Source organism: Brevibacillus choshinensis, from assembly GCF_001420695.1.
Taxonomy (GTDB): domain Bacteria; phylum Bacillota; class Bacilli; order Brevibacillales; family Brevibacillaceae; genus Brevibacillus; species Brevibacillus choshinensis.
In genome coordinates this window covers 12,500-25,234 of record NZ_LJJB01000010.1, presented here as the reverse complement: position 1 = coordinate 25,234, position 12,735 = coordinate 12,500, and the positions used below count along the sequence as shown (strand labels likewise).

The following is a 12,735-nucleotide window of genomic DNA, read 5'->3' as shown; positions in this document are numbered from 1 at the left end:
CGCTGATAATAGAGTACGTAGAAAATTATTGGCTGTACATAGAGGAGGCACGACTGGAATGGATAATGAGTTTCAGCTCGAGTTGTGGAAACGTTTGACCGAAGCACCTGGTGCACCAGGCTTTGAAGGTCCGGTACGCGATATCATGCGGGAATACATAAGCAAGTATACAAGTGAACTGGTCTATGACAATCTCGGGAGCATGTTTGGTGTCATGCGCGGGGATGAAACGGGACCGCGGATCATGGTAGCGGGACATATGGATGAAGTGGGCTTTATGGTCACACGTATCTCGGAAAAAGGGTTTATCTCCTTTCAAACGCTCGGCGGATGGTGGGGGCAAGTGCTTTTGGCGCAACGAGTGCAGATTATAACAAGTCAAGGTGTAATCGAAGGTGTCATCAGTTCCATTCCTCCGCACGTACTCAGTGATGATCAGCGCAATCGCCCTATGGATGTCCGCAACATGTACATCGACATCGGAGTGGATACGCGTGACGAAGCAGAGCGTCTGGGAATTCGTCCAGGTCAGCCGATTTTGCCGATTTGTCCGTTCCAAGTGATGGCAAATCCTCGCCGCATCATGGCAAAGGCCTGGGATAACCGCTACGGATGCAGCCTGGCTGTCGAGCTGGCAAAGGATCTGCATGAGCGCCCTGGGCACCCTAATGTCGTCTATGTCGGGGCAACTGTACAAGAAGAGCTGTCCGGAGCGCGTGGAGCCAAAACGGCAGCAGATTTGATTCAACCTGATCTCTTCTTGGCCGTAGATGCGAGCCCAGCTGGTGATATTCCAGGCGTTCGAGAAGAAGGAGGCAAACTAGGTGGCGGACTTCTGATGCGCATTTACGATCCGTTGTACGTCATGCCTGTCGGTCTCCGAGAGCTGTTGATTTCTACCTGTGAAGAGGAAAAGATTCCGTATCAGATCTATGTAGCTAAAGGGGGTACGGACGCAGGTGTCGTTCAAAACCACGGAAAAGGTGTGCCCTCTGCTGTGATTGGTATTCCATCCCGATACATTCACAGTCATGCATCGATCATCGATACAGCAGACTACGAAGCGGCAAAACGTCTCTTGTTCTCTCTAGTCCGCAAGCTGGACCGTAAGACATGGGAGTCCATCCTGCCGCGATAACAATGAAGTGGAGGTGGCGCTATGAACGCGATCACTTTTTATACCAGGCGTCTAGAACAAGCCACATCCTTTGAATTCAATGTGTTTGACAACCAGTTTGCGACGGAAAACCTGGCTGTGCGCAAAGTCTTGATGGCGATGCTCGAGTCCGTCCAAGAACGCTTGAGTGATGTAGAGATTGAGTACAATGATGGGATGCTTGCCGAAAAAATAGGAGCAAAGCGAGCAGGGGAGCTTCTCCGCTTTATGGGAGCGAACAAAGAGAACAGTCGCGAAACACGGAGCAATGGAGTTGTGGTCAGCCGTACTTTCCACGCACCGTTGACTGAGGAGCGTTACGAGTATTTCTACAACCTCAAGGATATTGCGACACTGGCTCACTATCGGTTAAAAGAAGGGGAAGAGGACCGGATCGTGTTTTACTTCACTCGTTATTTGCAACTGATTGCCCCTGACGATCAAGCGACTGACAAGTTTTTAGCCAGACTCGATTCGTTTTCCTTGCCCTACAAGCTCGTACCGATTTCGTAACAAGAATAGGCAAAAAGCCATGCAGCTCCGCTTTCCTGGAGTACATGGCTTTTTGTTTTGCAGGGAGTTCTTTCATCAATCGTCGTTTTAGGCTGGAAAAACGCGCTGTTCGGCTACGAGTGGATCGAGCAGCTCATTAGCCCGCGAAATTTGATGAGCATAGTGAAATGTTTCCTCAGTGATGCTCTTGAAAAAGGCGTCTACCACTCTAGGGCAAAACTGAGTGCCAGAATTACGAATGATCTCGTCGCAAGCTTTGGAAAACGAAAGTCCTTTTCTGTACGCACGAGAGGAGGTCATGGCATCAAAGGAATCGGCTACGGCCGTTACCCGGGCGATGATCGGGATGTCATCCTCTTGGAGCTGATCGGGATAGCCTTTGCCATCAAAGCGTTCATGATGGTGACGGGTGATTGCCAGGATGGATCGAATACTCGCAGCATCCTTTTTGTCCACTTGGGCATATAGCTTTCTGAGGAGGGCCTCGCCACGAACCGGATGTGATTTGATGCTGTGGAATTCTTCCTCTGTCAGTCTACCCGGCTTGAGCAGGATGCTGTCTTCGATGCCAATTTTGCCAATGTCATGGAGTAATCCGCCCGTATACATCAAGTCGAGCGTTCGCTCATCCAGTTCCATTTGCTTTCCGATGACGCGCATGTAATAGGCCACTCGCTGAGAGTGACCAGACGTATATGCATCGCGTTCTTCCAATGCGACTGCGAGCGATTTGAGGATACTCTGATTGACTTCGGCAAGCTGTTCTCCGCGCAAGGTGGAGGAGAGTAGCGCTTTTTCCTTCCGGTACGTGAGAGTAAACAAGATGGCAGCGATGAGGTAGCTCACAGCGACAAGGATGATGAGGAACACTTTGACCTTACTGAATTGCTCGTAAAATTCATCCTCGGGGGAGACGAGACAAATGTACCAGTCCCACTGAGGGAAGTAGCGGACGACCGCAATTTTTTCGATGCTGGAGGAGTCACCAGGCTGTGTCCACTGATATGTACTGACTGTTTTTCCTTCGTTTAATGTTTGCTTGACCAAATAACGTTCACCCGGAAGGTTGTACATGTTTTGCCCTTCGAGGGAGCTGTGTACGGTCAAGGAGCCTTGCGAGTTGAAGGCGAACAGTTCATCACCTTGGGCGAGTGTCAGTTTGACTTGAGAGCGGTCACGGGTCTGATCAGGCTGTTTGGGACCTACCATCATGTCTCTGATTTGATTTTCGGCTTCCGTATAGCTGAGGATTTCGTCCTTCACCTGACTGTTAAAAAGCGAAAGAATTTGCGTTACGGTGTTCAGTTGCCTGTCCATCGCGTGTACGCCTGATTGAAAATAGAGCAGCTTCGCCTGTGAATACCCGATGACAACGACCACTGAAAAAATAACGGGTAGAAGCACGAGGAATAAAGGATAGAGATGAGATTTGGTCGTTGATTTGAGAGGCAAGGCTCTACGTCCTTTCCGAATATTGGTATTGTGTTCTTTCATAATAGGCGATCTCAACATAACGTTCAAGAAAATATCCGAATATTGTCGAAAATTAAACGTTCCTTGCATGGATGATAAAAAAGGAGCACTCGCAAAGGCGAATACTCCCGATCTCATTTTAGGTGGAAGGGCGATTAGGACCTTCCAGTTTTTTATCGCCATAGCCAGGTGCATCGTTTTTTACTTCATCTGGTTGGCGATTTCGCTCGGCATTTTGATCAGAGGATGAAGCTTGCTGTTTCTGCTTGTTCATTGAAGTCTCCTTTCCTGACAGCTATGAATCCCAGCTGGATTTTGCCTGTCTTGGTTGATGACGTATGCTAGCCATATCCTCTAAATGAATCAACAAGGAGGACAAAGGCAACCTCTTTGACTCCCCTGTTTTTGGCTGTTGTATTTGTCCATCTTTTCTCACCTGGCTCCCTCCTTTTTCCCCGTACCGGGCAATTTGTTTTGAGCATCTTGTTTGTAGCGTGCCATCGCGTAAATGGCGAACAAGCCGAGAATGGCTGTAACGAACAAAGTAATCACACCGTACGCGATCCAAGGATTTGGGCTGCCTACACCCCCCAGCTTTTCCACCATAAGTCCACCGAGACTTGTACCAATAGCTGTTCCGATCCCTGAGACAAAGTTGGAGAAACCGAAATACGCACCAAGCCAGTCCTCTTTAGCGAAATGGGTAACAAGACTGTCTTGTACAGGCATAAATAGCATTTCTCCCAGAACGAACAAGATGGCGGCACCACTCAACGTAAGGAATTGCTCTGCCCAGCCCATCACGGTCAGCCCCGTCCCCAGAAGTGTCGTGCCAATAGCGAGTGACAGATAAGGATTAATCCGTTGCAGGACGAAGCGGGAAATCCCCCCCTGCAACAATACGACGCTTATGGAATTAATCGTCCAAATCAGTCCTATCATCGTGGCGGAATGGAGTACATGCTCACCTCGGAGTGGCAGGATTAGGGCGAATTGAGCGTAGAGCGCCCAAATCAACAGGGTAATCAGGGAAAACAACAGAAAGCTGCGGTGGGTCAAGATATTCTTGTACTCCGAGAGCGGTGTTCGCTGACAGTCGGGTCCGACACAGCGATCATCGGGCAGGCTGAATCGGGTGAGCGCGGCCAGTGAGCCAAAAACGAGTGCCGCCAGTAAGAATGGCTGTTGTCCGAGCGAAGTCATCCATGCGATGACGATGCCTGCCACGATTATGCCAGAATGTGCGAGGATCCCACGCCACGAAAAAGCAGCCGTTCGTTGGTCAGAATGGACTTCATCAGCAATCATGGCTTTGATCGTGGGGGCAAGCAAGCCGAGCCCAAGCCCATTGACTCCCGAAAACAAGAGAAAAAACCAATACGTGAAAGCGTAATGATACCCCAGCATGGCACTACCTTGTAGGACGGCTCCAATCGTGATGATGCTACGCCTGCCGAAGCGGTCGGACATCGGACCTCCAAGCAAGCTGCCGATCTGATAGGTGATGCTGCCCGCTCCTAACACTAACCCTACTTGGGAGAGTGAGAGTGTACGCGCCTTTTCCAGAAAAATAGGAAAGACAGGGATGACCAGATAAGAGGCTAGGTGCATGAAAAAAACGAGTAGCAAAAGCAATAGATACGGTTTGTTGCGCCATAGTGAACCTGTCGAGGTTGCCATAATCGTCTCCTCTTTTGTTCATCTCGGGATTAGTATGAGTGAAAGACGAGTGGATCTATGCACCCAATTGGGCAGGAGCGGAAAATGAGAGTCAGCAGGCGATGGTCCAATCCAACGATTCTCCTGCCACATATTACTATAAAGAAGGGCACCATGGGCGGTACGCCTGATTGGCAAGGGGCGTGGCAAATCAAAGGGGGGGATGGACTTGAATGGTTTTTTTAACCAAGACGGTTTTGAAGTGGTGATCTGGATCGTGCTGATCATCTTCCTCCTCTCTATATTCTTTGATGAAGGGATTGATTGAGATGAGTGCGTATCGACCGGTTCGACGCTTAAACAAATACTACAAGTCCAACAAAGGGTTCAAGGCATGGGTGAATGCCAATGAACAATGGTTTCGGGAGAACCCGGATGTGTTCAAACAAGTTCTGAGCAATCCGAGCATGGTCAACTTATTTATGGATCAGATGGTCCAGCATTCTCCCCGAATTGAAAGAAGACTGAGAAGACTGAGCAGGAAAAGAAGACGATAAATGAGTAGACGGCATGCGATGTGGCATGCCGTTGTTTTTTCGTGGCGTTAAAGATGGCATGATACATAAAAATCAGACAAGCCGCGTAGGGATAAACAATAAACTCTCGTAGTCGGGAGGATCGATTTGGTATGGCACAAGTCATTCTGACATTTTTCGTGGCGTACGGCATTGTGGTGGGAGGGTCGCTCTCGGGTGGATTGGGAGCATTTCTAACGGACAAACCACCGCTCCTGTCTATGGCCCAATTAGCAGATCAATTGAAGATTTGGGGACTCGTCGGTGCACTGGGGGGGACGTTTGATTCCTTTTTACAGATTGAAAAGATATTGATGGGGAATTTCTCTCCAGTCTTCAAGCAATTGGTGATGATCGTCGTTGCCTTTCTGGGAGCGCACATCGGGACGATCTGTGTGCAGTGGCTGGTACAGGTACGGTCATGAGTAGACAGCATTGGAAGCGGTATATTGCCATTTTGGTCATCGGTATTCTTTTGGGTGGATCCGTTGTACTCTTTTTGTACGGCAAGGAAATGGAAGAAATGATGCTAGTAAAGCAGAGTCTGGAGTTTCAAAATAAAAAGCTGTACGAAGAGAATCTGGAGCTGAAGAAAAGCCAGAATATATCGCGCAGAAAACTGACGACCGGCATCGAAGAAGTCCGCGTCACTGTTCTCGATCCCAAGCCCCATCCTACAATCGAGGTACAGGTGGTCGAATGGATGGTAAAGGATCTCTCTTCATTGAAAGGGAAAAAAGTCGAGCAGGTTGCTGAGGTGCACCAGGTACTGCACGAGATGCTGCGACGCCGCGAATACGTCCTCCCCGATCGAACCATGGTAGAGGTCAGGGTCAAGACCGTTGTCATTGGTCGTACCTTGCATTTGTTCGTATCGGTTGAGGTGAAAAAAGATGATGTGTTAAAAAAGGTAGCGCGAAACTTTCTATTTCTTCGTCCGTATACTCCTACATAAACACTCTGTGGACTGATTAACAGGATCAACAGGGTCATCGTAAAGGAGAGAGTGAGTACATGTCGATGTTCAAAAAACTGTTGGCTAGCGTGGGAATTGGTTCTGCGCAAGTGGATACACGATTGGAGCAGGATTCCCTTATACCCGGGGATGAACTATCTGGTGAAGTGCATCTTACCGGAGGAGACGTGGCCCAGGAGATCGACGAAATATATATGTATGTAATCACCCATTATGAACGGGAAACGAATGACAGCAAGGTAAAAGAAGAGTGCACGCTGATTAAGCATCGCCTCACAGAACCAATCGTCTTGCTGCCCAAGGAACATAAGGTGCTCCCGTTCGCTTTCCAGCTCCCTTATGAGACGCCGTTGACGATGGGGCGCCAGCCAGTCTACTTACGGACGGGACTGGATATCAAAAATGCGATTGACCCTGGTGATTCTGATTTTATGGAAGTACGGCCACATCCTTTGATGGGGAAAGTACTGGATGCAGTGCAGCAGATCGGATTTCAATTGTACAAGGTAGATTGTGAGTACAATCGTCACTTGGGAAAAACGCATCCGTTTGTGCAGGAATTTGAATTCCGCCCGACAGGTCCGTACCGTAGTCGAGTGGAAGAGCTGGAAGTGGTCTTCTTCCTCCAAGAAGATAGTCTGGAAGTATTGATGGAGCTGGATAAACGAGCACGTGGCTTCTTGGGAGCATTTGAAGAAGCTTTTAATCTGGACGAACGCTATGTGCGTTTCCGCTTGCATATGGATGATCTGAAGCGCCCGACAAGTGTTATCGCTGACTCTATCGAAGAGCTGATCCGCAAACAGATTCGTTAATAAGCACCAAAAAAAACTGCCTGTAGCCAATGTACAGGCAGTTTTTTCTATTCAAAAAATTAATCGCAAGCGACACTAACGATGACCAGCAGAATAAACAAAACGAGGATCAACGCAATCCCTTCTCCACCATTAAATAGGCTCATCATTTCCCCTCCTAATCATGTTTCATCTCTTGCTCCCTATAGGATATTTGTGGATAGACAATTGGTGTCCGGGCATCGACCTAAATTCCGGGTACATCTTGAGGAATGTACAGTTTAGAGGGCAGTCCATCAAGTGTCTTTCTAATTTTTTGACTTGCATGTATGGGCCTGGATTTTTCTGACAATACTGTGACCATGAAGAATCCAAGGAGGAAATAAGGAATGAACTTACTAGAAAAAACCAGGAAAATTAACGTGATGCTGCAAAAAACAATGGGAGGAAGCGGCGTAGGCTATCAAGACCTTGCGCGACTTTTATCCGAAGTCATTGCAGCCAATGTGTACATTATTACGGCTGACGGTACTATCCTCGGAAGTGGGCTGAATCAAGAAATCGGGCTGAACGAAGACGGACGTTCCTCAAACTCCGTTCAGAATGGTATTCACCAGAAGCTATTGGAAGTCAATCAAACGCTGGCAAACGAGACAATCAATAGCCCTTACAGCATGGTACCGGCTGAAATGAGCTCACTGTTCCCGCAGATGATGACGACAGTTGTGCCAATCAATGCCGGAGGAAGCCGTTTGGGTACGTTGGTCTTGCTCCGTGCTTACGGTCAATTTGAAACGGAAGATCTGATTCTTGGTGAAATTGGCGCTACGGTCATTGGAATGAAAATCGTTCGTCAACGTACCGAGCAGATCGAAAATGAAGTGCGTGACAAAACGTTTGCCAAGATTGCGCTCTCTTCTCTTTCTTACAGTGAACAGATCGCGATCGAAAAAATTATGGAGCAGCTGGATGCGAGAGAAGGATTGCTGGTCGCGAGTCAGTTGGCAGATCAAGCAGGTCTCACACGTTCGGTCATCGTCAATGCTTTGCGCAAGCTGGCGAGTGCCGGTGTTTTAGAATCGCGTTCGTTGGGCATGAAAGGTACCTACATCAAGGTGCTGAATGATAAATTCCCTTCTGAGCTGGCGAAATGGAAAACGTCTTAAACCGTTTGAGCAACAGCTGGAGCCTCTCTTCGTAAAGGAAGAGAGGTTTTTTGTCATAGTCAGCATTGAATATTTAGAAAAAGGAGACTATACTTTCAGGTAAGGCTATACTGCAAAGTTTTCAAAAAAGTAAAGTTTATACTTCAAAAAAGGGGAGAAGGGCCAATTAGCCATATGGAAGATGTCCAGGAACGAATCCGTAAATACTATCCGCAATTGACAAACCAGCAAAAATTGGCAGCCAAGTTTATTTTGGAAGAGCCAAAGGAAATTGCCTTGCATCCAGCCAAAGTCGTAGGAGCATTGAGTGGGACCAGTGAAACGACGATCATCCGTTTATGTTACGCCCTTTCCTACTCCGGCTATAGCGAGTTGCAAAACGAGTTGCGCCGCACGCTTATCGACCGTCCACCACAGGAGCAGACCCTCAGCCATTTTCGGGTCGCTGCTGAGGAGCTAGAGGGCCAAGAGGATCTGATTGCTTTTCACATGGAACAAGATTTTGCCACGATTCAGCAGACGTTGACGGATTTAGGCAATGAAAAGCTGGCGCGAGCCGTCGAGGCTATTCTTGATGCCAAACAGATTGTCGTAGTGGGATTTCGAAGCTCCCATGCACCAGCTCACTGGCTAGCCTTTGCATTGAATATCGTAAAAGGCAACGTCCATTTGTACAACGGGCCGATTGACGATGCTAACTATTTGCTCACACAGCTGAATTCATCTTGCCTGGTTATCGCATTCTCATTTCCTCGCTATGTCAATGAGACGATTCAGTTTGCCCAAGCGGCCAAGGAAAAAGGGGCAGTCGTGCTGGGGATCACCGATAATGAGCTGTCTCCACTCGGGCCGATTGCCGACCAGCTGCTAAAGGTCACAACACCAGCACCTACGGTATTAGTAGGGATGGCCGCCCTTTTTTCCTTGTTAAACACATTAGTGAGCGGTGTTGTCGCCGCAAACAGGGAACAGGTACAAGAGCGTCTCGATCAATATGAGAAAACCAGCCGACAAATCTATCCATTTGTTCGCCATACAGAAGAGAAGGGATGATCCACATGAAAATCGAACGCATTGAAGTACAACAATTACATATGCCGCTTCGTTTCCGTTTTGAAACGAGCTTTGGCAGCACGACGATTAAAGATTTCCTGCTCATTTCCGTCCACGGTGAAGGTGCAGTCGGCTATGGAGAGAGTGTCGCGATGCCTGATCCTTTTTATAATGAGGAAACGACGGAGACTGTATGGTACATGATGGAAAAGTTTTTGATTCCACGTTTGCTGTCTCATCCGATCGAAACGCCGGAGGATGTAGACCGCCTCTTCGCTCCGATCCGTCGCAACAACATGGCGAAGTCTGCATTAGAAGGCGCGATCTGGGATCTTTACTGCAAACAAAAAGGCATCTCGTTGGCTAAGGCTCTCGGGGGCAATAAATCGGTGATCGATGTAGGGATCAGTATCGGCATTGAGCCTACCGTCGATGCAGTGCTGCAAAAGGTGGAGCGTGCTCTCGGGGATGGATACAAGAAAATCAAGGTCAAAATCAAGCCGGGATTTGATGTGCAAGTCATTCAGGGAATCCGCGAGCGCTTTGGTGCCGATGTTCCACTAATGGCTGACGCCAACTCTGCTTACACGATGGAGCATCTTGCTATCATGAAAGAGCTGGATCAATACGGGCTGATCATGATCGAGCAGCCGTTGGCACATGACGATATCATCGATCATGCCAAGCTGCAGAAGCAGCTCAAAACACCGATCTGCCTCGATGAAAGCATTCATAACGTTGAGGATGCGAGAAAAGCGATTGAGCTGGGAAGCTGCGGGATCATTAATATCAAGATCGGACGTGTCGGCGGGCTCACCGAGTCCAAACGTATTCATGACCTGTGCCAGTCCCACGGCATCCCGGTGTGGTGCGGAGGAATGGTCGAATCAGGTGTAGGGCGCGCGCACAATGTCGCCATCACTTCTCTGCCGAACTTCACGATCCCTGGAGACACAGCTGCATCGAGCCGTTATTGGGATCAGGACATCATCGAACCGAGCGTGGAACTGATCGCTCCAGGTCAATTGGCTGTCCCAGAAGGACCAGGTATCGGCTATTCCGTAAACCATCAGGCTGTAGGGAAATACGTTATTCGATCCGCTAACTTCCGTCCAGTGAAGTAAGCAAAACGCACACCTTGAGCATTTATCATGCTCATTCGGTGTGCGTTTTTTGTTAGTTTTGTTCCTCGCTTAAGATCTAGGAGGAAAGGGAGCGAGATGGATTTACTTCAGTGGGACGCGCCCAAGCAGGATGCTGCTCCATCCGACGAACCTCCCGGAATAGCCACAAGCTCATGCTGATGAGCGCGAGACCAAGTCCACCTGTGAGCATGATCACGGCAGGGGTAGCGACATTATGCTCCAGGACGAACGAGCAGATGGCGTAACTTACTGGCCCCAAACCGATTGACATCAACGAAAGTAATGACATGACGCGACCTAGCATATGAGCGGGGACGATGCTCTGAATGTAGGTGATATACGGGATATTGGTGATGCTGAGCATCAAGCCGATGGTAAACATCGCGGCGAAGCCCAGACTGATATGTTGCATGAAAAACAAGGAGCTGACCGCGAATCCCATCACAGCGAGAAAGAAAGGGAGCAGGAGGAACTTGCCGCGAAAACCGTGTAATAGCCCTGTAATAATGCCACCGGTGATCGTACCGATACCCAATGTGATACTGAGCGAACTGTAGGCGCTACCGTCCCATCCTAGATTTTTTACGAGTAATGGCAGCCCCATATTGATTGGCCCGGAAAAGGTCATGTTCGTAAAGAGAGAAGTGACAAAAATGATGCTCAATATCGGGACGGAAAAGGTGAATCGAATGCCGCTGAAAATGTCTTTGAAATAGGAGCTGGTGGCAGGAGTCGATTCTTTGGCGGGATCATTCGGCTCGTGATTGGTCACGGCAGGCTGCAAACGTAGCGAGAGGATAAATAACGTCCCTGCAAAGAAGGCAACCCCTAATATCATGAACATGACAGGATAATGAGTGGTGCGAATGAGTAGAGCAGAGACTAACGGTCCCCCGACCATGCTGATTTGCTGGGATATTTCCATCATGCTGTTGGCTGGCGCGAGCTGATCGCGTGTGACGAGAAAAGGGAGGATCGAGCTGCGAGCAGGCCAGAAGAAGGCATCGACAGTGCCAAAAAGCACGGCGATGACATAGGCGGAGATCGGAAGCCACCCGCCACCCTCATCTAGCAGGAGCAGACTGAACACAACCAGAATGACACCGCGCGCAAGAATGGAGCTAAACATGATCCACTTGCGGCTCCATCTGTCAGCAGCGACTCCACCTACCAGCATAAATAGCAGTCGTGGGATCGACATGCAGATCAAGGTGGTTCCGAGCATCGCCTCTGAGCCTGTCACATCCACAATAAACCAGGAAAGCAAGATGAAAAAGGCGCTGTCGGCCAAGGCTGACAAGATCGTGCCGCACCATAAACGCACAAAGGAGCGATTTCGCCACAGACTGTTAGTTACGGGTTGCGTCGTCATCAGAGTCGCTTCCTTTCTTTTTCTTTACGACTTTTTCTGTAATGTGCTCGTATTCCGTTGGGACATGTTCGTAGTTCTCAGGCAAGGACTCGTCATCGGCGACGTAGTAGCGCTCGTTGGTCATGAACCCGACTGTCACCAAGTAAAAGTTTTCTTCGGTATCCTCCGCTTCACCGTTCGCGACACGTTGAAGATAGCGATGCTCCATCTGTCCAAGCTCATTTATCAAAGCTTTGTATTTCTTGAGCCACTCGTGTATCTCATGGCGTGGGGCTTTGACTTCTGAGTTGAGTCCGATGGATGGTGGGCGTTTCTCCTCATCAGCAAATTGCAGAAATGATTCCTCGGGAGCGTTGTACAAGCGTGTAATACTGGAGCGCAAATGATTGAGCAGCGACTCTTGCATGAGTATGGTGTCCTCTTGCAATGAAGGGAGAAGTGCATCACTGACTTTCATGTCATAAGCAAGCGCACGATAAAACTTTTGCACGATGCCGTTCTTTTCTTCCGTTCGTACCACGTGAACAAATTGGTGGTTTTCCAACTCCTTGAGATGGTAATGGACCTTGGAGGCAGAAAGGTTTAACATGGTAGCCAATTGCTTCCCGGTGTATTCTTCTTTGACTAGTAAGGTAATGATCTCCATGCGCAAAGAGTCGCTGATTGCCTTTAGTTGATCGACGGTTTCAATAACCATATAACGTTTCAACAGGATCATCCTCATTTCGATATAGCTAAACGTATTTTTATTTTTAAACGTTCAACTTTATTTGAACGTATTGTATCAGTAGAACGAGATGAATTTCAAGATCATTCTGCCATTATTTTTCGACAAGTGATACAATACGAGAAA

Annotated in this window: 16 protein-coding genes; 10 read left to right on the top strand and 6 right to left on the bottom strand. The window is 48.5% G+C overall.

The window, feature by feature from the left end; translation table 11 throughout:
- The first annotated feature begins 58 nt into the window (after window positions 1-58).
- Window positions 59-1,138 carry a M42 family metallopeptidase gene (locus AN963_RS10505; RefSeq protein WP_055744559.1) on the top strand — a complete coding sequence of 360 codons (1,080 nt, stop codon included), beginning with the start codon at window positions 59-61 and terminating at the stop codon, window positions 1,136-1,138.
- A 21-nt stretch (window positions 1,139-1,159) separates the two neighbouring features.
- Entirely contained in the window at window positions 1,160-1,669 is a 510-nt protein-coding gene (locus tag AN963_RS10500) for a hypothetical protein (protein ID WP_055744558.1), read from the top strand.
- A gap of 87 nt (window positions 1,670-1,756) precedes the next feature.
- On the opposite strand, the gene AN963_RS10495 is transcribed toward AN963_RS10500, so the two are convergent.
- From AN963_RS10495 to AN963_RS10490, 3 genes are all read right to left on the bottom strand, one after another.
- Window positions 1,757-3,163, bottom strand: coding sequence for an HD domain-containing phosphohydrolase (locus tag AN963_RS10495; protein ID WP_055744557.1), 1,407 nt, complete (start codon window positions 3,161-3,163; stop codon window positions 1,757-1,759).
- A gap of 118 nt (window positions 3,164-3,281) precedes the next feature.
- The gene (locus AN963_RS32265; protein WP_269084394.1) at window positions 3,282-3,416 is read right to left on the bottom strand and encodes a hypothetical protein; all 135 of its coding nucleotides are present in this window, start codon (window positions 3,414-3,416) and stop codon (window positions 3,282-3,284) included.
- A gap of 158 nt (window positions 3,417-3,574) precedes the next feature.
- Entirely contained in the window at window positions 3,575-4,822 is a 1,248-nt protein-coding gene (locus AN963_RS10490) for an MFS transporter (protein WP_055744556.1), read from the bottom strand.
- Window positions 4,823-4,860: 38 nt separating this feature from the next.
- On the opposite strand from AN963_RS10490, the gene AN963_RS32260 reads away from it, so the two are divergent.
- The 5 genes from AN963_RS32260 to AN963_RS10465 all read left to right on the top strand — a co-directional run bounded on the left by AN963_RS32260 (window position 4,861) and on the right by AN963_RS10465 (window position 7,167).
- Window positions 4,861-4,992 carry a hypothetical protein gene (locus AN963_RS32260; protein ID WP_269084393.1) on the top strand — a complete coding sequence of 44 codons (132 nt, stop codon included), beginning with the start codon at window positions 4,861-4,863 and terminating at the stop codon, window positions 4,990-4,992.
- A 138-nt stretch (window positions 4,993-5,130) separates the two neighbouring features.
- Entirely contained in the window at window positions 5,131-5,358 is a 228-nt protein-coding gene (locus AN963_RS10480) for a hypothetical protein (protein ID WP_055744555.1), read from the top strand.
- A 131-nt stretch (window positions 5,359-5,489) separates the two neighbouring features.
- The gene (locus AN963_RS10475) at window positions 5,490-5,801 is read left to right on the top strand and encodes a YtrH family sporulation protein (protein WP_055744554.1); all 312 of its coding nucleotides are present in this window, start codon (window positions 5,490-5,492) and stop codon (window positions 5,799-5,801) included.
- Complete coding sequence (locus AN963_RS10470; protein ID WP_055744553.1) at window positions 5,798-6,331, top strand: hypothetical protein; 534 nt, start codon at window positions 5,798-5,800, stop codon at window positions 6,329-6,331. The genes AN963_RS10475 and AN963_RS10470 overlap by 4 nt, the downstream gene beginning before the upstream one ends.
- 59 nt (window positions 6,332-6,390) lie before the next feature.
- Window positions 6,391-7,167 (top strand): sporulation protein, encoded by a 777-nt coding sequence (locus AN963_RS10465; RefSeq protein ID WP_055744552.1) that lies wholly within the window; start codon window positions 6,391-6,393, stop codon window positions 7,165-7,167.
- Window positions 7,168-7,226: 59 nt separating this feature from the next.
- Here the strand turns inward: AN963_RS10465 and AN963_RS30280 are convergent, their stop codons facing one another.
- Window positions 7,227-7,316, bottom strand: a complete 90-nt coding sequence (locus AN963_RS30280) for a YjcZ family sporulation protein (RefSeq protein ID WP_083496904.1) — start codon at window positions 7,314-7,316, stop codon at window positions 7,227-7,229.
- Between the two features lie 219 nt (window positions 7,317-7,535).
- On the opposite strand from AN963_RS30280, the gene codY reads away from it, so the two are divergent.
- The 3 genes from codY (at window position 7,536) to menC (ending at window position 10,489) form a co-directional block, all read left to right on the top strand.
- On the top strand, window positions 7,536-8,312 hold the full coding sequence (gene codY / locus AN963_RS10460; protein ID WP_055744551.1) for a GTP-sensing pleiotropic transcriptional regulator CodY: 777 nt from the start codon (window positions 7,536-7,538) through the stop codon (window positions 8,310-8,312).
- Between the two features lie 174 nt (window positions 8,313-8,486).
- Window positions 8,487-9,365 carry a MurR/RpiR family transcriptional regulator gene (locus AN963_RS10455; RefSeq protein WP_055744550.1) on the top strand — a complete coding sequence of 293 codons (879 nt, stop codon included), beginning with the start codon at window positions 8,487-8,489 and terminating at the stop codon, window positions 9,363-9,365.
- A gap of 5 nt (window positions 9,366-9,370) precedes the next feature.
- Window positions 9,371-10,489, top strand: coding sequence for an o-succinylbenzoate synthase (gene menC / locus AN963_RS10450; protein WP_055746243.1), 1,119 nt, complete (start codon window positions 9,371-9,373; stop codon window positions 10,487-10,489).
- Between the two features lie 76 nt (window positions 10,490-10,565).
- Here the strand turns inward: menC and AN963_RS10445 are convergent, their stop codons facing one another.
- Window positions 10,566-11,882, bottom strand: a complete 1,317-nt coding sequence (locus AN963_RS10445) for an MFS transporter (RefSeq protein WP_055744549.1) — start codon at window positions 11,880-11,882, stop codon at window positions 10,566-10,568.
- The gene (locus AN963_RS10440) at window positions 11,860-12,591 is read right to left on the bottom strand and encodes an ArsR/SmtB family transcription factor (protein WP_055746242.1); all 732 of its coding nucleotides are present in this window, start codon (window positions 12,589-12,591) and stop codon (window positions 11,860-11,862) included. The genes AN963_RS10445 and AN963_RS10440 overlap by 23 nt, the downstream gene beginning before the upstream one ends.
- Between the last annotated feature and the right edge of the window lie 144 nt (window positions 12,592-12,735).